At 72.3% G+C, this 21,305-nt stretch carries 22 protein-coding genes and 1 tRNA gene; 7 read left to right on the top strand and 16 right to left on the bottom strand.

Annotation, left to right across the window (positions count from 1 at the left end; genetic code table 11):
* The first annotated feature begins 19 nt into the window (after positions 1 to 19).
* A complete protein-coding gene (locus ML340_RS00690; RefSeq protein ID WP_240095627.1) occupies positions 20 to 619 on the top strand; it encodes a hypothetical protein in 600 nt (199 codons plus the stop codon).
* A 7-nt stretch (positions 620 to 626) separates the two neighbouring features.
* On the opposite strand, the gene hmgA is transcribed toward ML340_RS00690, so the two are convergent.
* Both hmgA and hppD read right to left on the bottom strand, forming a co-directional pair.
* Positions 627 to 1,925 (bottom strand): homogentisate 1,2-dioxygenase, encoded by a 1,299-nt coding sequence (hmgA, locus tag ML340_RS00685; RefSeq protein ID WP_240095625.1) that lies wholly within the window; start codon positions 1,923 to 1,925, stop codon positions 627 to 629.
* A 123-nt stretch (positions 1,926 to 2,048) separates the two neighbouring features.
* A complete protein-coding gene (hppD, locus tag ML340_RS00680; RefSeq protein WP_240095623.1) occupies positions 2,049 to 3,146 on the bottom strand; it encodes a 4-hydroxyphenylpyruvate dioxygenase in 1,098 nt (365 codons plus the stop codon).
* A 68-nt stretch (positions 3,147 to 3,214) separates the two neighbouring features.
* Here hppD and ML340_RS00675 point away from each other — a divergent pair, with 68 nt between their 5' ends.
* Positions 3,215 to 3,703: a MarR family winged helix-turn-helix transcriptional regulator gene (locus ML340_RS00675; protein WP_240095621.1), complete on the top strand. Its 489-nt coding sequence runs from the start codon at positions 3,215 to 3,217 to the stop codon at positions 3,701 to 3,703.
* Positions 3,704 to 3,776: 73 nt separating this feature from the next.
* On the opposite strand, the gene ML340_RS00670 is transcribed toward ML340_RS00675, so the two are convergent.
* The 3 genes from ML340_RS00670 to ML340_RS00660 all read right to left on the bottom strand — a co-directional run bounded on the left by ML340_RS00670 (position 3,777) and on the right by ML340_RS00660 (position 6,949).
* On the bottom strand, positions 3,777 to 5,276 hold the full coding sequence (locus ML340_RS00670; protein WP_240095619.1) for a peptide MFS transporter: 1,500 nt from the start codon (positions 5,274 to 5,276) through the stop codon (positions 3,777 to 3,779).
* Between the two features lie 125 nt (positions 5,277 to 5,401).
* A complete protein-coding gene (locus tag ML340_RS00665; RefSeq protein ID WP_240095617.1) occupies positions 5,402 to 6,067 on the bottom strand; it encodes an energy-coupling factor ABC transporter permease in 666 nt (221 codons plus the stop codon).
* Between the two features lie 3 nt (positions 6,068 to 6,070).
* Positions 6,071 to 6,949: a tryptophan 2,3-dioxygenase gene (locus ML340_RS00660; protein ID WP_240095615.1), complete on the bottom strand. Its 879-nt coding sequence runs from the start codon at positions 6,947 to 6,949 to the stop codon at positions 6,071 to 6,073.
* A gap of 136 nt (positions 6,950 to 7,085) precedes the next feature.
* On the opposite strand from ML340_RS00660, the gene ML340_RS00655 reads away from it, so the two are divergent.
* From ML340_RS00655 to ML340_RS00635, 5 genes are all read left to right on the top strand, one after another.
* Entirely contained in the window at positions 7,086 to 10,274 is a 3,189-nt protein-coding gene (locus ML340_RS00655) for a lamin tail domain-containing protein (RefSeq protein ID WP_240095613.1), read from the top strand.
* A gap of 148 nt (positions 10,275 to 10,422) precedes the next feature.
* Positions 10,423 to 11,499, top strand: a complete 1,077-nt coding sequence (pdhA, locus tag ML340_RS00650; protein ID WP_240095611.1) for a pyruvate dehydrogenase (acetyl-transferring) E1 component subunit alpha — start codon at positions 10,423 to 10,425, stop codon at positions 11,497 to 11,499.
* Complete coding sequence (locus ML340_RS00645; RefSeq protein WP_240095609.1) at positions 11,496 to 12,482, top strand: alpha-ketoacid dehydrogenase subunit beta; 987 nt, start codon at positions 11,496 to 11,498, stop codon at positions 12,480 to 12,482. Before pdhA ends, ML340_RS00645 begins: the two co-directional genes overlap by 4 nt.
* 57 nt (positions 12,483 to 12,539) lie before the next feature.
* A complete protein-coding gene (locus ML340_RS00640; protein ID WP_240095607.1) occupies positions 12,540 to 13,838 on the top strand; it encodes a dihydrolipoamide acetyltransferase family protein in 1,299 nt (432 codons plus the stop codon).
* A 76-nt stretch (positions 13,839 to 13,914) separates the two neighbouring features.
* A complete protein-coding gene (locus ML340_RS00635; RefSeq protein ID WP_240095605.1) occupies positions 13,915 to 14,304 on the top strand; it encodes a VOC family protein in 390 nt (129 codons plus the stop codon).
* A gap of 70 nt (positions 14,305 to 14,374) precedes the next feature.
* On the opposite strand, the gene ML340_RS00630 is transcribed toward ML340_RS00635, so the two are convergent.
* The 11 genes from ML340_RS00630 to plsY form a co-directional block, all read right to left on the bottom strand.
* A complete protein-coding gene (locus ML340_RS00630; protein ID WP_240095603.1) occupies positions 14,375 to 14,848 on the bottom strand; it encodes a CZB domain-containing protein in 474 nt (157 codons plus the stop codon).
* 181 nt (positions 14,849 to 15,029) lie between these two features.
* Positions 15,030 to 16,343 carry a tryptophan--tRNA ligase gene (locus ML340_RS00625; RefSeq protein WP_240095601.1) on the bottom strand — a complete coding sequence of 438 codons (1,314 nt, stop codon included), beginning with the start codon at positions 16,341 to 16,343 and terminating at the stop codon, positions 15,030 to 15,032.
* A 130-nt stretch (positions 16,344 to 16,473) separates the two neighbouring features.
* The gene (locus ML340_RS00620; RefSeq protein ID WP_240095599.1) at positions 16,474 to 16,635 is read right to left on the bottom strand and encodes an entericidin A/B family lipoprotein; all 162 of its coding nucleotides are present in this window, start codon (positions 16,633 to 16,635) and stop codon (positions 16,474 to 16,476) included.
* 80 nt (positions 16,636 to 16,715) lie between these two features.
* Entirely contained in the window at positions 16,716 to 16,868 is a 153-nt protein-coding gene (locus tag ML340_RS00615) for an entericidin A/B family lipoprotein (RefSeq protein ID WP_240095597.1), read from the bottom strand.
* A 56-nt stretch (positions 16,869 to 16,924) separates the two neighbouring features.
* The gene (locus ML340_RS00610; protein WP_240095595.1) at positions 16,925 to 17,077 is read right to left on the bottom strand and encodes an entericidin A/B family lipoprotein; all 153 of its coding nucleotides are present in this window, start codon (positions 17,075 to 17,077) and stop codon (positions 16,925 to 16,927) included.
* Between the two features lie 96 nt (positions 17,078 to 17,173).
* The gene (rocF, locus tag ML340_RS00605; protein ID WP_240095592.1) at positions 17,174 to 18,097 is read right to left on the bottom strand and encodes an arginase; all 924 of its coding nucleotides are present in this window, start codon (positions 18,095 to 18,097) and stop codon (positions 17,174 to 17,176) included.
* 46 nt (positions 18,098 to 18,143) lie between these two features.
* A tRNA-Thr gene (locus tag ML340_RS00600) sits at positions 18,144 to 18,219 on the bottom strand.
* Between the two features lie 12 nt (positions 18,220 to 18,231).
* Positions 18,232 to 18,933: a hypothetical protein gene (locus tag ML340_RS00595; RefSeq protein ID WP_240095590.1), complete on the bottom strand. Its 702-nt coding sequence runs from the start codon at positions 18,931 to 18,933 to the stop codon at positions 18,232 to 18,234.
* Positions 18,934 to 18,942: 9 nt separating this feature from the next.
* Positions 18,943 to 19,665: a type III pantothenate kinase gene (locus ML340_RS00590; protein ID WP_240095588.1), complete on the bottom strand. Its 723-nt coding sequence runs from the start codon at positions 19,663 to 19,665 to the stop codon at positions 18,943 to 18,945.
* Positions 19,662 to 20,684, bottom strand: coding sequence for a biotin--[acetyl-CoA-carboxylase] ligase (locus ML340_RS00585; protein ID WP_275672556.1), 1,023 nt, complete (start codon positions 20,682 to 20,684; stop codon positions 19,662 to 19,664). Before ML340_RS00585 ends, ML340_RS00590 begins: the two co-directional genes overlap by 4 nt.
* Entirely contained in the window at positions 20,648 to 21,277 is a 630-nt protein-coding gene (gene plsY, locus ML340_RS00580) for a glycerol-3-phosphate 1-O-acyltransferase PlsY (RefSeq protein ID WP_240095584.1), read from the bottom strand. Before plsY ends, ML340_RS00585 begins: the two co-directional genes overlap by 37 nt.
* Positions 21,278 to 21,305: the final 28 nt, after the last annotated feature.

Genomic DNA, 21,305 nt, shown 5'->3' with positions numbered 1-21,305 from the left:
CCTTCGCGGAGCCCGGTGCATGTTGCTCGCCAAGACCCCACGCGCCCTCGCGGCGCTGCAGGCCGGCAGCCGATTCGGCCTGTCCCTGCGCGAACGCCGCGCGCTGATCCTCGCCGACGGCCGCCGCCGGCTGGACGAACTGCTGGCCCTGCTGGGCAGCGATGCGCTGCCGCTGCTGCAGCGCCTGCGCGACGCCGGCCTGCTGGAGGATGCGGCGCAAGCGCTCACCAACGCATCGCACGTTGCGTCTGCGCCACCCCCGCTGCCCGCGCGCGCGCCGGCAGCGCCGGCGGCCAGCACGCCGGCGGCGCCACGGGGCGGGCAGCGCCGCAGCCTGGTCGCCGCCAAGCTGTACGTGGTCGACATGCTGCAGCTGCAGCGGCATCCGGACGCGGTCGAGCTGAAGGCGCGCATCCAGTTCGCCGCCGACCAGGACGCGCTGCTGGCGGGCCTGTTCGAGGCGGTGCCCCTGCTGCGCCGGCTGACCAGCCCGCGCTACGGCGAACGGGTGGCCGCGCGCCTGCAGGAAGTACTGCCCGAGGATCTGCTGCCGGCCCTGGCGGCCGCGCTGGCGTCCGCGCCGGCGGGGGCCGCCGGCGCCGATGCGCGCGCGCCGTGAGCCGCGCTCAGCCGGGGAAGTGCTTGCGCAGGCCGGCCCAGCAGGCCTGGTAGCCGCGCTGCCGCCACGGCGCCTGCAGCGCCTGCGCGGTCGGCCGCAGCACGTGCCGGCTCTCGAACATGAAGGCCATGGTGTCGCGGATGACGTCCGGCTGCGACAGGTCGGCGCGGCTGGCGCGCTCGAACGTCTCCGCATCCGGGCCGTGCCCGATCATGCCGTTGTGCAGCGAGCTGCCGCCCGGCACGAAGCCCTCGGCCTTGGCGTCATAGGCGCCGTGCACCAGGCCCATGAACTCGCTGGCGACGTTGCGGTGGAACCACGGCGGGCGGAAGGTGTGCTGCGCGACCAGCCAGCGCGGCGGGAAGATCACGAAGTCCATGTTGCTGGTGCCGGGCGTGTCGCTGGGCGAATGCAGCACCAGGAAGATGCTCGGGTCGGGGTGGTCGAAGCTGATCGAGCCGATCGTGTTGAAGCGCGCCAGGTCGTAGCGGTACGGCGCGTAGTTGCCGTGCCAGGCGACCACGTCCAGCGGCGAATGGCCGATGTCGGCGCGCCACAGCGCGCCCTGGAACTTGGCGACCAGTTCGAACGCGCCCTCGCGGTCCTCGAACGCCGCGACCGGCGTCTCGAAATCGCGCGGGTTGGCCAGCCCGTTGCTGCCGATCGGGCCGAGGTCGGGCAGCTTCAGCAGCGCGCCGAAGTTCTCGCACACGTAGCCGCGCGCGCGGCCGTCGGGCAGCCGCACCGCAAAGCGCACCCCGCGCGGCACCACCCCGATCTGGCCGGGTGCCAGCTCCAGCACGCCCAGCTCGGTGGCGACCACCAGCCGCCCCTCCTGCGGCACCAGCAGCAGCTCGGCATCGGCATCGTAGAAGTAGCGCCCGTCCATGTCGCGGGTGGCGGCGTACAGGTGCACGGCGATCCCGCTGCCGGCCTCCGGCCCGCCGCAGCCGGCCATGGTGAACAGGCCCTCGAGGAAGTCGCGCGGCGCCTCCGGCCACGGCAGCGGATCCCAGCGCAGCTGGTCCGGCGGCACCGGCCCGCCGTCGAAGCGGCCGTGCAGCTGCGGCGCGCCGGCGAACGCGGAAAACGGCCCGTGCATCGCCGCCGGGCGGATGCGGTACAGCCAGCTGCGGCGGTTGGCGTGCCGCGGCGCGGTGAACGCAGTGCCGGACAGCTGCTCGTTGTACAGCCCGTAGGCGCAGCGCTGCGGCGAGTTCTGCCCGACCGGCAGCGCGCCTGGCAGCGCCTCGCTGGCGAATTCGTTGCCGAAGCCGGTCTGGTAGCCCTTGGATTGGGTCGTCATGTCCTTGCTCGCTCCCGGTCGGCCGGTCGAAGGCCACCTCGTGCTGGCCGTGCGTGGTGGGCCTGTCGAACCATGCACGTCCACCCGCCCCACGACAGGCTCAGGGCGAGCGGCCACCGATCATCACAGCACCCCGCGCCGCATCTGGTCGCGTTCGATCGACTCGAATAGGGCCTGGAAGTTGCCCTCGCCGAAGCCCTCGTTGCCCTTGCGCTGGATGATCTCGAAGAAGATCGGGCCGAGCGCGTTCTGGGTGAAGATCTGCAGCAGCTTGCGGGTCTTGGTCTCCGGGTCGGCGTCGATCAGGATGCGGTTGGCCTGCAGCCGCGCCACGTCCTCGCCATGGTTGGGGATGCGCTGGTCGATCACCTCGAAATACGTATCGGGCGTGTCGAGGAACGCGATCCCGGCCGCGCGCATCTGCTCCACCGTGGCGTAGATGTCGTCGGTGAACAGGGCGATGTGCTGGATGCCCTCGCCCTTGTACTGCTCGAGGTATTCGTTGATCTGGCTCTTGGGGTCGCGCGACTCGTTGAGCGGGATGCGCACCATGCCGTCCGGCGCGGTCATCGCCTTGCTCAGCAGGCCGGTCTTGGCGCCCTTGATGTCGAAGTAGCGGATCTCGCGGAAGTTGAACAGCCGCTCGTAGTAGTCCGCCCACTTCTCCATGTTGCCCGGGTAGAGGTTGTGGGTGAGGTGGTCGATGAAGGTCAGGCCGAACCCGCGCGGCATCTTCTCCGCGCCCGGCAGCCATTCGTAGTCGGGGTCGTGGATGGTGCCGGTGGCGTCGTAACGGTCGACCAGGTACAGCATGCAGCCGCCGATGCCCTTGATCACCGGCGCGGCCACCGCCTTGGTCAGCTCGTCCTCGAGCGGGAACGGCTCGGCGCCGTTCTTCAGCGCCTGCACCCGCACCCACTCGGCCAGCTTGCGGAAGCGGATCGCAAAGCCGCACGCGGACGGCCCGTGCTCGCGGGCGAAGCGCGCGGCGAACGAATCCGGGTCCTCGTTGATCAGGAAGGTGCAGTCGCCCTGGCGGTAGGTGCTGATCGGGCGGCTGCGGTGGCGCGCGACCTGCACGAAGCCGAGGCGGCGGAAGTAGTCGTGCAGGTGGCCGGCCTGCTCCGGCGGGGCGGCGTATTCGACGAATTCGAAGCCGTCGATGCCCATCGGGTTCTCGAAAGTGGTCGGCTGCATGCCAAGATTGGGGTGCGCGCTCATGGCCGGATCCTGGTCGGGGCGCCCATCCTATTGTTTCATAAGCAACCATTTCAAGCCGCGATGCAGCAATGACCACCGCCCCGTCCGCCGCCGATCACGCCACCCTCGACCTCGAGCATTTTTTGCCCTACCGCCTGAGCGTGCTGTCCAACCGCATCAGCAGCGCGATCGCGCGCGAGTACTCGACCCGCTTCGGGCTGGCGGTGACCGAGTGGCGGGTGATGGCGATCCTCGGCCGCTACCCGGGGCTGTCGGCCAACCAGGTCGCGCAGCGCACCGCGATGGACAAGGTCGCGGTCAGCCGCGCGGTGGCGCGCCTGCTGGAGGCCGGGCGGATCGAGCGCGAATTCGACGAGGACGACCGCCGGCGCTCGGTGCTGCGCCTGTCCGCGGCGGGCTATGCGATCTACGACCAGATCGTGCCGCAGGCGCTGCAGTTCGAGCGCCGGCTGCTGGCGGACATGAGCGAGAACGAGCGCCACTGCCTGTTCGACCTGCTCGACCGCCTGGACGAGCTGGAACTGCGCGCCGAGGAGGGCGCGCCGGCCGCCGGCTGAGGCCCCGCCGCTCCCAACGCAGACGGCGGCCCGCAGGCCGCCGTCCTTTGCGCCACGTCCCGTGCGGGACGGTTTACTTCACGCCGTGCATCCAGCGCTGGATCAGGGGCGCGATCAGGAACAGCAGCACGCCGGCGCCGACCAGGGCGTAGAAGCCGAAGGTATAGCCGGCCTGGGCCGAGGCCACGGTCATGCCGCCCTCGCCGCTGACGTGCCCGGCGAAGATGCCGGACAGGTTGTTACCGATCGCGGTGGACAGGAACCAGCCGCCCATCGCCAGCCCGACCACCCGCACCGGCGCCAGCTTGGTCACCATCGACAGCCCGATCGGGGACAGGCACAGCTCGCCGGCGGTCTGGATCACGTACACCATGAACAGGGTCCAGAACGGGATCTTGTGGGTGGCCGGGTCGACCAGGCTCGACAGCGCGTACATCAGCAGCAGGAAGGCCAGGCCATTGAGGATCAGGCCGAGGCCGAACTTGCGCGGGATCGACGGGTTGGCGCGGCCGAGGCGCACCCACAGCCAGGCGAACACCGGCGCCAGCACCAGGATCGCGATCGGGTTGACCGACTGGAACCAGCCGACCTGGAACTCGAAGCCGCCGAAGTCGCGGTTGACGATGTTCTGCGCGAGGAAGTTGAACGAGCTGCCGGCCTGCTCGAAGAACATCCAGAACAGCACGTTGAACGCGAAGATCACCAGCATCGCCAGCGCGCGGTCGCGGTTCACCGGCCCTTCGCGCACGCCCTCGGCCAGCACCACCACGCACAGGCCGACGAACAGCGCCGCCAGGATCCACAGCAGGATGCCGGCGTCGATCGACATCAGGAAGTAGACCAGCGGCACCGCGAGGACCACCCCGGCGAGCACGGCCAGCACCCGGGTCGGCCCCTCGGCGCCGGCCGGCGGGCGGCCGATCCCGCCCAGTTGATGGCGCCCGAACCAGAACCACACGGTCGAGATCAGCATGCCGATGCCGGCGGCAAGGAACACCGCCTTGTAGGCCGGCATGTCCGGGCCGCCGAACCGCTCGGCGAGCAGGCCGGTGATGATCGGGGCCACGAACGCACCGGCATTGATGCCCATGTAGAAGATGGTGAAGCCGGAGTCGCGGCGGGCATCGCCCTGCGCGTACAGCTGCCCGACCTGGGCGGAGATGTTCGGCTTGAACAGGCCGTTGCCGACGATGATCGTGGCCAGGCCGAGCAGGAACAGGGTGTGGTCGGGCACCACGACCATGAAGTAGCCGATCGCCGAGACCACCGCGCCGACCAGGATCGAGCGCTGGTAGCCGATCACGCGGTCGGCGACGTAGCCGCCGAAGATCGCGGTGGCGTACACCAGCGCCAGGAACGCACCGTAAGTGCGGCTGGCGGAGGCCTGCCCGGCCGCATCGCCGCCGAAGAACTGGGCGACGATGTACAGCGTCAGCGCCCAGCGCATGCCGTAGAAGGCAAAGCGCTCCCAGAATTCGGTCATGAACAGCATCCACAGCGGGCGCGGGTGGCCCAGGCGCTGCGGGAATTCCGGTGGCTGCACCGGGGTGGACGTGTCGACGGCTCCGCTCATGCGGTCTCCCCTCCAAATCGGCTGTTTTCTGTCCCTCGCCCGGCGCGCGTCGCCGGACTGGGCCGGCGCGCGGCCGGCGCCGGAGCATCACCGAGGCGCGGGCATCCCGTCAAACCGGGACGCATTCAGGCGGGCGGCGGGCGCAGGTAGCGGTCGTCGTCGAAGCTGGCGCACCACTGCGGCCGGTACACCACGACCAGGGCCATCGTCCCGCCGCTCAGGAAGCCCTCGCCGAACATCATCGGCACCGCGCTGACCAGATAGAACGCCGGATCGCCGAGCCCGGACCACGCCGCGACCCCAGCCTTGGCCAGGTGCGAGGCCAGCATCGCCAGCGCGCCGCCGCCGAAGCCGTTGACCAGCACGTACACGAACAGGTTGGGCGGCAGATGGGCCTGCTCGATCCGGTACAGCGCCTGGGTCGCCAGCACCGGCACCACCCCGCAGGCGAGGAAGTCCGGTGCCCAGCCCAGCCAGGCCGTGCCGCCGATCCACGCCAGCAGGCTGGCCACCGCCAGCGCCCACAGCGCGAAGCGCGGACCGAACATCAAGGTGGCCACGGTGGCGCCGAGGAAGTGCAGGCTGCTGCCGGCCAGCGCGTCCGCATTGAACCAGCGCAGCGCCGCCAGTGCCGCGGTGGCCAGCAGCAGCACGCGTTGCGCCTCGCGGTCGCCCTCCAGTTTGTACCAGGGCAGGCCGCGCGCGGCCGCCGCCAGCACCACCGCCGCCGCGACCAGCGCGCCCAGCTGCAGCGCGACCGGCACCGCCGCCTGCACCGGCGCCGCGGCCATCGCTCAGCCCGCGGCGGGCGCCGCCCCCGGCGGCGCCAGATGGGTGCGCACCTGGAACAGCTCGGGGAAGAACGACAGCTCCAGGGCGCGCTTGAGGAAATCCACCCCGGACGAGCCGCCGGTGCCGCGCTTGAAGCCGATCACCCGCATCACCGTGCGCATGTGCCGGAACCGCCACAGCTGGAACTGGGTCTCCAGGTCCACCAGGTCCTCGCTCAGGGCGTATTCGCGCCAGTACCGGTCCGGATCGGCGTAGATGCGCTCGAACACCGGCAGCAGGGCCGGCAGCGGCGCGTGCGGCACCGACCAGTCGCGCTGCAGGCACGCCTGCGGCACCGCATGCCCCCAGCGCGCCAAGTAGCGCAGGAATTCGTCGTACAGGCTGGGCGCGTGCAGCTCCGCCTCGAGCGCCGCGTGCGCCGCCGGGTCGTGACGGAACACCCGCGCCATCCCGGCATTCTTGTTGCCCAGCAGGAACTCGACCAGGCGGTACTGCAGGGACTGGAATCCCGACGCCGGCCCGAGCACGTCGCGGAACTGCAGGTATTCCGGCGGGGTCAGCGTCTCCAGCACCGACCACTGCGCGGTCAGCTGCTCCAGCACCCGCTTGCAGCGCGCCGCGACCTTGCCGAACTGCCAGACCCGGTCGTGCCGGAGGTGCTCGCGCGCGGCCGACAGCTCGTGCACCAAGAGCTTCAGCCACAGCTCGCTGACCTGGTGCTGGACGATGAACAGCATCTCGTCGTGGTGCGGCGGGTCCGACAGCGGCTGCTGCGCGGCCAGCAGCAGGTCCAGCCGCAGGTAGCCGCCGTAGGTCAGGCGGCCGTCGAGGTCGGTGTGGATGCCTGCTTCGAGGTCGCGCAGGTTGCGGTCGGAGGCCATGGCCCATTCTCGCATGCCGGACCGGCATCCCGGGCCGCCCGGGCCCCGACATGCAGCCGTCATCGGAATGCCGCACAATCGCGCGACCGGGCGCGGTCGGCCCGGCCATCCAAGGGGACACACTCTCATGATGCACATGGCAAGGCGCCTCGGGCTGGCGCTGCTGCTGCTGGGCGCCGCCGGGGCGGCGCAGGCGCAGGTGGTGATCAGCCAGGTCTACGGCGGCGGCGGCAACAGCGGCGCCACCTACAAGAGCGATTTCATCGAGCTGCACAACAACGGCACCACTCCGGTCAACCTGAGCGGCTGGTCGGTGCAGTACGCCTCCTCCACCGGCACCAGCTGGACCCGCACCAACCTGAGCGGCTCGATCGCGCCGGGCGGCTACTACCTGGTCAAGCAGGCGGACGGCGCCGGCGGCACCACCAACCTGCCGACCCCGGACGCCACCGGCACCATCGCCATGAGCGCCACCGCCGGCAAGGTCGCGCTGGTCAACAACCAGACCACCCTCAGCGGCAGCTGCCCGCTCGGCGGCGCGGTGGTCGATTTCGTCGGCTTCGGCAGCGCCAACTGCGCCGAAACCGCCCCGACCGCGGCCCCGGGCAACACCACCGCGGTGCTGCGCGCGGCCGACGGCTGCACCGACACCGACAACAACAGCGCCGACTTCGCGGTCGGCGCCCCGACCCCGCGCAACAGCGCCAGCCCGGTGCGCACCTGCGGCCCGGTGACGCCGGTCATCAGCATCGATGACGTGACCCTGCTGGAAGGCAACAGCGGCACCACCGCGTTCACCTTCACCGTCTCGCTGTCGGCCCCGGCGCCGGCGGGCGGGGTCAGCTTCGACATCGCCACCAGCGACGGCACCGCCACCGCCGGCAGCGACTACGAGGCCAAGGCCCTCACCCACCAGGTGATCCCGGCCGGGCAGACCACCTACACCTTCACCGTGCTGGTCTACGGCGACACCGTGCCCGAGCTCAACGAGAGCTTCGTGGTCACCCTCAGCAACGTGGTCGGGGCCTTGCCGGGCGACCTCACCGGCCTTGGCACCATCCTCAACGACGACACCGCCGCGCTCAGCATCGGCCAGATCCAGGGCAACAGCTGGAAGTCGCCGTATGAGGGCTATGCGGTGGTGACCACCGGCGTGGTCACCGCCAAGCGCACCAGCGGCTTCTTCATGCAGTCGATCGTCGGCGACGGCGACCCGGCGACCTCCGACGGCATCTACGTGTTCACCGGCGGCGCGCCGAGCGTGAACGTGGGCGATGCGGTGCAGGTCACCGGCACCGTCGCCGAGTTCTACGGCACCAGCCCGCTGCCGACCACCCAGCTCTTGCCGTCCAACATCGCGGTCACCTCCAGCGGCAACCCGCTGCCGGCGCCGGTGGTGATCACCGCGGCGATGACCCCGCCCAACAGCACCCCTGACACCCTCGAGCATCTGGAGGGCATGCGGGTGGCGGTGCCGTCCGGGCGGATCGTGGCGCCCTCGCCGGGCACCAGCAATTCCGACACCCTGACCGCCAGCGATCTCAACGGCGAGTTCGAGATCGTGGTCGACGGCGTGCCGCGCCCGCTGCGCGAGGCCGGCATCAGCATCTTCGATCCGTTCCCGATCCCGCCGGCCAAGCAGTCCACCATCCCGTACTTCGACGGCAACCAGGAGCGGCTGAAGGTCTACCCGCTGATCGTGCCGCCGGGCGGCACCCCGCGGGTGGATGCGCGCGGCACCGTCACCGGGCTGGTCGGCGTGCTGACCTACTTCGGCAACAGCTACAGCGTGCCGGCGTGGGAGATCCTGTACGACGCCGCCGAGCCGCCGACGATCGTCTCCGGCACCGCGCAGGCGGTTCCGGCGCCGCAGCCGGAGGACCTGACCGTGGCCGGCTTCAACCTGCTGCGCTTCTTCAACGACCAGAACGACGGCCCCGGCCCGGTCTACACCAGCGCCAACTTCGACAAGCGCGTGACCAAGGCCGCCGCGGTGATCTGCGACTGGCTGCAGACCCCGGACATCCTCGGCGCGGTCGAGGTCGAGAACCTGTCCACCCTGCAGACCCTGGGCAACAAGCTCAACGCCACCTGCGACAAGGCGCCGCAGTACCAGGCCTACCTGGTGCCGGGCAACGACGTCGGCGGCATCAACGTCGGCTTCCTGGTCAACACCCGCAGCGTCGGCGTGCCGCCGCGGGTCGAGGTGGTCGAGGTCGAGCAGCACGGCAAGACCGTGGTGCAGAAGAACGCCGACGGCACCCCCAGCAACAAGCTGCTGAACGACCGCCCGCCGCTGCGGATGAAGGCGGTGGTGCACTTCGCCAACGGCCGCAGCTTCCCGCTGACGGTGGTTGTGGCCCACCAGCGCTCGCTGGGCAGCATCGACAGCACCGCGCCCGGCAGCCTCGGCTATGCCACCAAGAGCGAGGAGGTGCGCGCCAAGCGCGGCGAGCAGGCGGTCTACCTGGCCGGGCTGGTGCGCGACATCCAGAACGGCGTGATCGGCGGCGTGCCCGGCGAGAAGGTGATCGTGGTCGGCGACTTCAACGCCTTCGACGTCAACGACGGCTATGTCGACGCGCTCGGCATCACCGTCGGCAACCCGGCGCCGGCGCCGCAGGTGCTCAGCTGGTACGACAGCCCGCTGACCGCGGCCAACGGCGGCACCCCGCTGGTGGTGGGCAACACCCTGACCGCGGACCCCGACGAGCGCTACTCGTACATCTACGCCAACATCACCCAGACCCTCGACCACGCGCTGGTCAGCCAGTCGCTGCTGACCACCCCGGGCGTGGACGCGGTATTCGTCGACCACGCGCGGGTCAACGCCGACTTCCGCGAGGCCTATCTGGCGCAGTTCAATCCGCCGTACACCGCGGCCAACCCGCCGCTGCGCACCTCCGACCACGACCCGGTGCGGGTGACCGTCCGCCTCGGCGAGGCCGGCGACGCCAGCGCGGCGTGGCAGGTCGTGTTCTCGAACGCGAAGCGGATCTTCACCTCGCTGACGGCCAGAAACCTCGGCCCGGATGCCCTGCAAAACGCACGCGTGCAGGTGGATGCCTCGCTGCCGGCGGGTGTCACCGTCGCCATCACTCCACCGCGGAACTGGATCTGCTCCCCGACCACGAACAATGGGGGCACGTTCCAGTGCAGCACCACTGCACCGCTACCGGGTGGTGGGGCATCCGACTTCAGCGTGCGGCTATATGCCCCGGCCGGATTCCCTCCTGGACAGCGTATACGCCTGACCGCCATGGTCAGTACGACGACTACGGACACCAACCCCAGCAACAACACCGCCATCCTCGACCTGCCCTGATCCTCGCGGCCGGTCGCTTCCCGCGAAGGCGCAGCCCCCGGCTGCGCCTTCTTTTTTGCGCCCGCGGCGGGCGCGTTTTTTGCAGCGCGCAACGGAACCCGAACGCGGCGTCCGTATCATTCGCAACCAATCCCCCCGGATCCGGCGCATGACGCTCGCTGCCAGCTTCCAGATCGACTACCTGCAATACCTCGGGCCGGACGGCCGGCTCGTCGCCCCGCTGCCGCCGGCGGTGCCGGAGCCAGCCGCGCTGGTGCCGCTGTTCAAGCAGATGCTGTTCGTGCGCACCTTCGACGGCAAGGCGATCGCCCTGCAGCGCACCGGCAAGCTCGGCACCTACGCCAGCTGCCTCGGGCACGAGGCCACCCACGTCGGGATCGGCGCCTCGCTGCGGCCGGAGGACGTGTTCGCGCCCAGCTACCGCGAGTACGGCGCCCAGTTCGCGCGCGGCCTGCGCCCACGCGACGTGCTGCTCTACTGGGGCGGCGACGAGCGCGGCAATCTCTTGACCGGCGCGCCGGCGCACGACTACCCCTGGTGCGTGCCGATCGCCACCCAGTGCCTGATGGCGGCCGGCGCGGCGATGGCCTTCAAGCTGCGCGGCGAGCCGCGGATCGCGGTGGCCACCTGCGGCGACGGCGGTTCCTCCAAGACCGACTTCTACGCCGCGGTGAACTCCACCGGCGCGTTCACCCTGCCGGTGGTGCTGTGCGTGATCAACAACGGCTGGGCGATCAGCGTCCCGCGCAAGGCCCAGACCGGCGCCCAGACCCTGGCCCAGAAGGGCATCGCCGGCGGCCTGCACTGCCTGCAAGTGGACGGCAACGACCTGGTCGCAGTGCTGGAGGCGATGCGCCGCGCCGGCGAGCGCGCGCGCGCCGGCGAGGGCGGCAGCGTGCTCGAGTTCGTCACCTACCGCCTGCACGACCACACCACCGCCGACGACGCCCGCCGCTACCGCAGCGAGGACGAGGTCAAGGCGGCATGGCAGAAAGAGCCCTTCCTGCGCCTGCGCACCTTCCTGGTGGCGCAGGGGCTGTGGGACGACGCCCAGGAACAGGCCTGGGTAGAGGAATGCGGCCAGCGCGTGGACGCGGAGATCAACGCCTACCTGGAGACCCCGGTGCAGCCGGTGGAAGCGATGTTCGACTACCTCTACGCGGACATGCCGGCGGACGTGCAGGCGCAGCGCGCGGCCGCGCTGGCGCAGGAGGGGCGGGCATGAGCGCGCAGCCGATCACCCTGATCGAGGCGATCACCCAGGCGCTGGCCTGGGAGATCGCGCACGACCCGTCGGTGGTCGTGCTCGGCGAGGACGTGGGCGTCAACGGCGGCGTGTTCCGCGCCACCGCCGGCCTGCAGCAGCGTTTCGGCGCGCAGCGGGTGATCGACACCCCGCTGGACGAGACCACGATCGCCGGCCTGACCGTCGGCATGGCGTCGCAGGGCATGAAGCCGGTGGCCGAGGCCCAGTTCGACGGCTTCATGTACCCGATGGTGGACTTCATCGTCTGCCATGCCGCGCGCATGCGCTACCGCACCCGCGGCCGCCTGCACTGCCCGATGGTGCTGCGGGTGCCGTGGGGCGGCGGCATCCGCGCGCCGGAGCACCACAGCGAGGCCAACGAGGCCATCTTCACCAACGTGCCCGGCCTGCGCGTGGTGATGCCCAGCTCGCCGCAGCGCGCCTATGGCCTGCTGCTGGCCGCGATCCGCGACCCGGACCCGGTCATCTACATGGAGCCCAAGCGCATCTACCGCCAGTACAAGGAGCTGGTGCCGGACGATGGCCAGGCCCTGCCGCTGGACGTGTGCTACGTGCTGCGCGACGGCTGCGACATCACCCTGGTGACATGGGGCGCGCAGGTGAAGGAGACCCTGGAGGCCGCCGACCGCTTGGCCGACGAAGGCATCCGCGCCGAAGTGATCGACGTGGCCACGCTCAAGCCGCTGGACTTCGCCACCATCGCCGAATCGGTGGCCAAGACCGGCCGCTGCGTGATCGTGCACGAAGCCGCCAAGACTGCCGGCTTCGGCGCCGAGATCGCCGCGCGGATCGCCGGGGAATGCCTGTACGACCTCTTGGCCCCGGTCGAGCGCGTGACCGGCTACGACACCCACATCCCGCTGTTCCGGCTCGAGATGAAGTACCTGCCGAGCGTGGACAAGATCGTCGCCGCCGCCCGGCGCGCGCTGGCGCATGCCTGACCCCTCCTCGCGGCGCGCCCGCCGCGCCACCGCTGACCGCCCATCGTGAAGCCCGCCATGAACAAGCCGTTCTACCTCCCCGACCTCGGCGAAGGCCTGCCGGACGCCACCATCGTCGAATGGCACGTCAAGGTCGGCGACAGCATCCGCCTCGACGAGAACCTGGTGTCGATGGAGACCGCCAAGGCCGTGGTCGAGGTGCCCTCGCCGGTGTCCGGCAAGGTGCTCAAGCTCGCCGGCGGCCCGGGCGACGTGATCGCCACCGGGGCCCTGCTGGCCGAGTTCGAGATCGACCCCAGCCTGCCGCAGCGCGCGGAGGGCCACGACACCGGCCACCACCACCGGCCTGCCGCACCGGCGCCCGCTGCGCCAGCACAGCCGGCGGATGCCGGCACCGTGGTCGGCGCGATGCAGGTCGGCGACGCGGTGGTCAGCGAGGCCGCGGTCGCGGTGGGCGGCGTCAGGGCGCTCCCGGCGGTGCGCGCACTGGCGCGCAAGCTGGGCGTGGACCTCGCCCGCGTGCGCGCCAGCGGCCCGGACGGCACGGTCACGATGGACGACGTCAAGCGCGCCGCCGCGGACGGTTCGGCCAAGGCCGGCGCCGCGCCCGCCGCCGCTGCCCGCGCCGCGGCCGCGCCCGCCGCGGCGCCGGCGCCGCGCGGCCCGCTGTCGCAATCCGGCAAGCCGATGCGCACCCAGCCACCGGGTGTGGCCGCCTCCGGCCAGCCGGAGCAGCTCAAGGGCGTACGCCGCAACATGGCGCGGGTGATGGCCGATGCCCACGCCAAGGTGGTGCCCACCACCCTGGTGGACGACGCCGACCTGCACGCCTGGATCGGCAAGCAGGACATCACCGTGCGCCTGGTGCGCGCGATCGTGGCCGCGTGCAGGGCGGTGCCGGCGCTGAACGCCTGGTTCGACGGCGAGGCCTTGAGCCGCACCCTGCATCCGCAGGTGGACATCGGGATCGCGGTCGACACCGAGGACGGCCTGTTCGTGCCGGCCCTGCGCAACGCCGACGTGCTGGACGCGCGCGGCATCCGCGAGGGCATCGACCGCCTGCGCGCGCAGGTCGAGAGCCGCAGCATCCCGGCCAGCGAGCTGACCGGCTACACCATTTCGCTGTCCAACTTCGGCATGTTCGCCGGCCGCTATGCGACGCCGGTGGTGGTGCCGCCGTGCGTGGCGATCGTCGGCGCCGGCAAGCTGTGCCACGACGTGGTGGCAGTGATCGGCGGCATCGAGGTGCACCGGCGGCTGCCGATCTCGCTGACCTTCGACCACCGCGCCTGCACCGGCGGCGAGGCCGCGCGCTTCCTCAAGGCGCTGCTGGACGACCTGGCCCTGCCGCAGTAACCCTGCGGCTGCGCTCCCGGCGACGGCAGGCCACGGCCCGCCGCCGTTGCTTGCATCCCCCACCACAGGCCCCGCCATGGCCCATCGCAGCCGCCTCGCCGGTTTCATCATCGACTGCCAGACCGACGATCTCGACGCCGCCGCCGACTTCTGGGCGCAGGCGCTCGGCTGCACCGTCGCCGACCGCGCGGCGGGCGATGCCGCCGGGCGCTACCAGCGCCTGGGCGACACGCCGCATGGCCTGCACATCGAAGTGCAGCAGGTCGCGCATCCCTCGCGCGTGCACCTGGACATCGAGGCCGACGACGTGCACGCCGAGGCCGCCCGCCTGGAAGCGCTGGGTGCGCGCAAGCTCGCGTTCGTGCGCGAGCGCTGGTGGGTGATGGAGGCCCCGACCGGCCAGCGCTTCTGCGTGGTGCCGATGGCGGATCCGGAACGCGGGCTGACCCCGCGCACCTGGGACTAGGCGCGGCCGGCCCGTTTCCGGGCGGCGGCGCGATCCGGTCCGGCCTGCAGGGTCCGCGCCGGGGGCGGCCTCAGCCGAGGCCGCGTGCGCGCATGAACAACCGCACCAGCGCGAGCTGCACGCGATCGGACATCCCGCGCATCTTCTTCTTGCAGTCCTCGGCGTCCTCGCCGCGGCCGTCCAGGTGCGCGCTCAGGGCATCGCCCACGCACAGGTGGAACTCGGCGTGGGTCTTGAGCAGGGTGCGGTACTCGTCGCTACCGCCGAACTTGGCGCGGCCCTCGCCGTGCAGCCACTGGCCGAGCGCACACAGGTCGTCGCGCGCCACCTGGTGCACCTCCGGCGGCGCCTGCTTGCCGTCCATCACATCCTGCAGGCGCTGCTTCCACGCGGCATGCGCGTCCAGCGCCGCCTTCATGTCGAGACTGCCGAGGTGGCCCTCGCCCTCGCCGAAGGTCAACGCCTCCAGTGGCGCCGCCGGCGCGGCGGTGGAAACGCTTACATCCTTGCTTGCATTGCGCTTGAACCAGTCCAGCAGACCCATGGTGTCGACTCCGGAGGGATGGGGGATCGGCCGTTCGTGCGCGGACGCACACCCACGCAGTGACGACGGTCACGATTCAAGCAGGAATCATGCCATGCCCGCCCCGGCGACGCATCCAGCCCTGGCCCGCGCGGGCTGACCCGCCACGTCAAAAGTGGCCCCTAGCGGCCAAACCCGCCGCTCAGGTCCCGCCCGCTCCGTCCAGGTGGTCGGCCACGAAGGCGGCCAGCGCAGCGTTCACCTCCTCGCTGCCGACGCCCTCGCCGAGCACGAAGTCGCTGCCGGGCGCGCCGATCTCGCCCTGCTTGAGCGCGGCGATGCGCTGGCCGGCCTCGCGCGGGGAGGCGAAGCCCACGCTTTGCAGCAGCACCCGCTCGCCCTGCACCAGCTTGAAGTAGAAACGGCCGTCGGCCTCGCGGTACTGCTTGAAGCTCGGCGCATCGGCGCTTTTCCTCGCGCGCTCCGGCGCGGCCGCCAGGCTGACCCGCGACAGGTCGCGCAGGCCGACCGCCTCGCGCAGCCGGCGCAGGAACGGCGTGGCGTGGCGGGCGCGCAGGCGCTCGGCGCCGTCGCGCAGGATCGCCTCGATCTCCGCCGGGCGCGCCAGCAGCGCCGCATAGCGCTCGCGCAGCGGCGCCAGCTCGGCGTCGATCCGCTCGAACAGCGCCTGCTTGGCGTCGCCCCAGGCGATGCCGTCGGCGAAGGCGCGCGCGAACGCGGCGGTTTCCTCGGGCGCGGCGAAGGCCTGGTAGAGCTGGAACACGGCCGAATCCGCGGTCGGCTTGGGTTCGCCCGGCGCGCGCGAGTCGGTCACGATCGAGAACACCAGCCGGCGCAGCTGCTCGCGCGGGACGAACAGCGGGATGGTGTTGTCGTAGCTCTTGCTCATCTTGCGGCCGTCCAGGCCGGGCAGGGTCGCCACGTGCGCCTCGACCGCCGCCTCCGGCAGCACGAAGTGCTCGCCGTACAGGTGGTTGAAGCGCTGGCCGATATCGCGCGCCATCTCGATGTGCTGGACCTGGTCGCGCCCGACCGGCACTCGCTGCGCGTTGAACAGCAGGATGTCGGCCGCCATCAGCACCGGGTACATGAACAGCCCGGCGCTGACCCCGGCATCGTCGTCCTCGCCCTCGGCGCGGTTCTTGTCCACCGCCGCCTTGTAGGCATGGGCGCGGTTGAGCAGGCCTTTGCCGGCCACGCAGGTCAGCAGCCAGGTGAGCTCGGGGATCTCGGGGATGTCCGACTGCCGGTAGAACCAGACCCGCTGCGGGTCCAGCCCGCAGGCCAGCCACGCCGCGGCGATCTCGAGGGTGCTGCGCTGCACCCGCTCCGGCGCCTGCACCTTGATCAGCGCGTGGTAGTCGGCGAGGAAGTAGAAGCTCTCCGCCTCCGCGCGGCGGCTGGCGGCGATCGCCGGGCGGATCGCGCCGACGTAGTTGCCCAGGTGCGGAGTGCCGGAGGTGGTGATGCCGGTGAGGACGCGGGTCTTGCTCATGCAGGGCGGTGCGCGGGAAGCGGCGCACAGTGTAACCGCCGCCGCCGCCGCCCCCGGCCAGCCCCCAGACACGCCGAAGGCCCGCATGCGCGGGCCTTCGGGGGTCGATCGGCCAGGGAGCGGCCTTAGCTCAGCACTTGCCGTCCTTGCACTTCTCCGCGGTCTTCTCGACCGCCTTGCCGACGCTCTGCACGTCCTTGCCGGCACCGGCGATGGTGTTGCAGCCGGGCAGGGCCACCAGCGCGGCAGCCAGCAGCACGGCCCACGGGCCCAGCGGGAATTGGCGCTTCATCGGGATTCCCTCGTCTCTCACAAACCGGCGGCCAGCTTAGCCAGCCGCCGGGCGGACGCGCAATCCCGGGGCTCAGGCGCTCAGCACTTGCCGTCCTTGCAGTCCTGGGCCTTGTCCTCGACCTTCTCGCCGACCTTCTGCATGTCCTTGCCGGCGCCGGCGATGGTGTTGCACGCGGTGAGCGAGGCGCTGGCGAACACGGCCAGCAGGAGCAGGGCGGACAGACGCTTCATCGGTGGTTCCTCCGGGCGGCGAGAAGGGGCGCGAATGCGTCAGGAATCGGGACGGCTCAGCACTTGCCGTCCTTGCACTTGTCGGCGGTCTTCTCGATCGCCTTGCCGGCATCCTTCACGTCCTTGCCCGCACCGGCGATGGTGTTGCAGGCAGTCAGCGAGGCGCTGGCGAACAGGGCGAGCAGGGCGAGGGCGATCAGGCGCTTCATGGTCGGTCTCCTGGGGGACGGTGCCGGGACATGCCGGTCTGCCGGCACACTAGCCGCCGCGGGCGTGAACGCGCCGTGGAGGGATCGCCCCGGCCTTCAGTCGCGCATCAGGGTGGACTTGCCGAACAGGCTCTCCACCAAGTCCACCGCCAGCTTGGCGGTGGCGTTGCGCTTGTCCAGGGTGGGGTTGATCTCGACCACGTCCAGCGAGCCCAGGCGGCCGGTGTCGGCCACCATCTCCATGATCAGCTGCGCCTCGCGGTAGTTGATCCCGCCCGGCACCCGGGTGCCGGTGCCGGGGGCGATGCCCGGGTCAAGCATGTCCACGTCGAAGCTCACGTGCAGGTGGGTGTCCGCGTCCACGCCCTCCAGCGCCTCCTCCATCGCGCGGCGCATGCCGACCTCGTCGATGTAGCGCATGTCGTAGATGTCCAGTCCGTACTCCTTGACCAGCCGTTTCTCGCCGGGATCCACCGAGCGGATCCCGATCTGGCGCACCTGGTCCGGGGTGATCGCGGGCACCGCCCCGCCGAGGCCGGTCAGCGCCTCCGGCCCCAGCCCGCACAGGCAGGCCACCGGCATCCCGTGCAGGTTGCCGCTGGGGGTGATGGCGGAGGTGTTGAAGTCGGCGTGCGCGTCCAGCCACAGCACCCGCAGCTTCTTGCCGGTCTGTCGGCAGTACGCCGCGACCGCGGCGATCGACCCGATCGCCAGGCAATGGTCGCCGCCGAGCAGGATCGGCAGGTGCCCGGCGCGCAGCTCGTGGGTGCTGCGCTCGAACACCGCGCGGTTCCACGCCACCACTTCCTCGAGGTGGCGGTAGCCGCCGCGGGGCGGGGCCATCGGATTGCGCGGCCCCTGCACGTCGCCCACGTCGCGCGCCTCGACCCCGCGCGCGACCAGCGCCTCCACCAGCCCGGCCACGCGCAGGGCCTCCGGGCCCATCGAAGCGCCGCGCCGGGAGGCGCCGATGTCGGTGGGCACGCCGAATACGCTGACCGGGGGATAGCTGCGGGCCATCGGGACTCCTGCGGGGCGCGGAGCGGACACGCGCCGGCGAATGCACTGGTGCCGCTTGTCCGAATCGAACGGACGACCTGCTGTTTACAAGGCAGCTGCTCTACCGACTGAGCTAAAGCGGCGTCGGGGCGATTCTAGCGGGTCGCCCGCGCGCCTGCCGCGCAGGCGATCTCGCGCGACGGGGCCAGCGCCGCCACCTGCGCCGCCAGCGCCGGATCCGGCGCGCGCACCCGCAGCCAGGCCTGCGCCGGGCTGCCGCCGACCGGCGCGGCCTGCGCCTGCACGCCCAGCGCCTGCAGTTCCGCCAGGCGCCGGCGCGCGCCGTCCTCGCTGCCGAAGCGGCCGAGCGCGATCGCGTTGGCGTCCTCGCCCTCGGCCAGCACGAACAGGTCGCGCACGCCCGCCGCGCGCAGGCGCGCGGCCTCGGCCTGCGCCGCCTCGCGGCTCGCCAGCGGCGGCAGGAACACCTTCCAGCCGCGCGCGGCGCGGGTCGGCACGTCCTCGGGCTGCGCCTCGACCGCGGCCGGCAGACGCGCGGCCAACGCCGCGCGCGCGGCGGCATCCGCGAACGGCCCCAGGCGCAGGCAGACCGGTGCGGCCTCCGCCGCCGAGGCCGCGGCCGCCAGCGCTGCCGTGGCCGTCGGCAATGGCGAGGGGGCGACGGGCGCCGGCATCGCCGCCGGCGCGGGTGGCGCCGCCATGGCCAACTGCAGCGGCGGGGCGTCCAGCGCTGGTAGTCGCGACGGCGGCACGCGCCCGGGCGCCCCGGCCAGCCACCACAGGCCGAGGCCGAGATTGAGCACCGCCAGCATCACCACCGCGCCGCGCACCAGCATCGGCGCAGTCTAGTCCAACAGCCGCCGGCGCCAGTGGGCGATCCCGCGCAGTACCGCGTCCGGCACCCAGACGTGCGCCGGCAGATGCGGGCGCAGCGCCGCGCCGCCGCCGCCGTGCAGGCGCAGTTCGACCTCGCTGCCGAGCCGCGCCCGCGCATCGGACAGCGCCTGCGCGATCAGCGCCAGCGCAGCGCCGGTGCAGCCGGAGGCGAGCGCATCGGCGGTGGTCGCGGCGAAGTCCACGTACGCGCCACCGGTCGCCGGCAGCTGCGCCGCGCGCGCGTGCAGCGCCTGCCGCATCAGCTCCGGCGATGGGGCGATGCGGCCGCCGTGGTGGCGGCCGTCGGCATCCAGCAGGTCGAGAGTCAGCGCGGTGCCGACCCCGACCACCAGCGCCGGCCGCGCCTGCTCGCTCGCGTCCAGCAGGGCGAGGAAGCGGTCCACCCCGAGCGCCTGCGGGTCCGCGTAGGCGATCCGCAGCCGCCCCAGGCGCGGCAGGGTGCGCACCCGGTGCACGCGCGGATGGCGTTCGCCCAGCGCCTGCAGCAGCGCCGCGGTGGCGTCCGCCGACGCCACGCTGGCGACCCAGGCCGCCTCCCCGGCCGGCAGCCGCGCCCAGCCGTCCGCGCCCTCGGCGTGCGCGGCGGCGGCGACCGCGCCGGGCTGCCCGTCTGCTGCGAGCGGCGCCCACTTCAGGCGGGTATTGCCGAGGTCGAACAGCCACTCGCTCATGCGCGCACGCTCACCTCGCCGGCGTGCAGGCAGCGCTCGCCGCCGTCCGCCAGGCGCACCCGCAGCGCGCCGTCGGGGGCGAGCCCGCAGGCCTCGCCCTGCCACGTCCCATCGCCGGCGAGCACCTGCACCGGACGGCCGGCGAGCACGTCCCAGCGCGCATAGGCCTCGCGCAGGCCGGCGGTCAGGCCGTCGCGGTCGAACCGCGCCAGCGCCGGCAGCAGCGCCTCCAGCAGGGCGGTGACCACCCGGTTGCGGGTCAGCCCCGGGGCGAGCGCCGCCAGCTCCGCCCACGGCTGGTCGATCGCCACCGCGGCCGCCGCTGGCATGCGCACGTTGAGGCCGAGGCCGACCACCGCATGCGCCTGCCCGGCCGCCTCGCCTCCGCCCTCGACCAGGATCCCGCCGAGCTTGCGCAGGCCGCCGCCGGCCTCCACCACCAGGTCGTTCGGCCATTTCAGCCGCACCCCAGGCACGGCCAACGCCGCCAGCGCCTGCGCCGCCGCGACCCCGGCCGCGAGGCTGAGCCCGCCCAGGCGCGCCAGTCCAGCGTCGTAGCGGCGTCCGAGCGAGAGGTACACGTGCGCGGCCAGCGGCGACACCCACGGCCGCCCGCGGCGGCCGCGCCCTGCGCGCTGGCGCTCCGCCAGCAGCACCGCGCAGCCCTGCGCCGGCGGCGGCTGCCGCAGCAGCGCCGCGTTGGTGGAATCCAGCGACCACGCCACCTCCAGCCCGGCCAGCTCGGCGCGCGCGGCCGCCCCCAGCCCGGCGCGGATCGCCCCGGCGTCCAGCAGGTCCAGCGGCTGCGCCAAGCGGTAGCCGCGCCCGGGCACCGCGGCGATCTCCAGCCCCGCCTCGCGCAGGGCCTCGATCCGCTTCCACACCGCGGCGCGGGTCAGGCCAGCCTCGCGCGCGAGCGCATCGCCGCTGACCGGCCCCTGCGCAAGCCGCTGCAGCAGCGCGCGCTCGTCGGCCGGTGCGCTCACGGCGCGCGCCCCCGCCCGCGCCGCAGCAGCCAGACACGTTCGAAGCGCGGCTCGCTGCCGGCATGCAGGCGACGCAGGTTGGCACGGTGGGTCCAGGCCACGAACAGCGCCACGAAGCCGGCATAGGCCAGCGCCGGCGGCGGCGCGGCCAGCCCCCACGCCAGCAGCGGCAGCGCCAGCGCCGCGCTCACCGTGGCCAGGCCCACATAGCCGCTGGACACCAGCACCGCCAGCCACACCACCAGCAGCGCCGCGACCGCCGTCGGCCACAGCACCAGCAGGCCGCCGACGACGGTGGCCGCGCCCTTGCCGCCGCGGAAGCCGTGCCAGACCGGCCAGACATGGCCGACCACCGCCAGCGCGGCGGCCAACCAGGCCCAGGCCGGGTCCGGCAGCAGGCGCAGCCCGAGCCAGGCCGCCAGCGCGCCCTTGCCGATGTCGATCGCGACCACGCCCAGGGCATAGCGCCAGCCGAGCACGCGCAGCGCGTTGGTGCCGCCGGCATTGCCGCTGCCGTGGCGGCGCACGTCGATCCCGCGCAGGCGCCCGAGCAGCAGGCTGCCCGACAGCGATCCCAAGAGATAGGCCGCCAACAGCGGCACGACGGTGTGGACGAGCGCGGGCATACGCGGATGATAGCCGCCGGCCCGCCCC

The sequence above is a fragment of the Thermomonas flagellata genome (assembly GCF_022419185.1).
GTDB classification, from domain to species: domain Bacteria; phylum Pseudomonadota; class Gammaproteobacteria; order Xanthomonadales; family Xanthomonadaceae; genus Thermomonas; species Thermomonas flagellata.
This window is presented reverse-complemented; position numbering and strand designations above follow the sequence as displayed.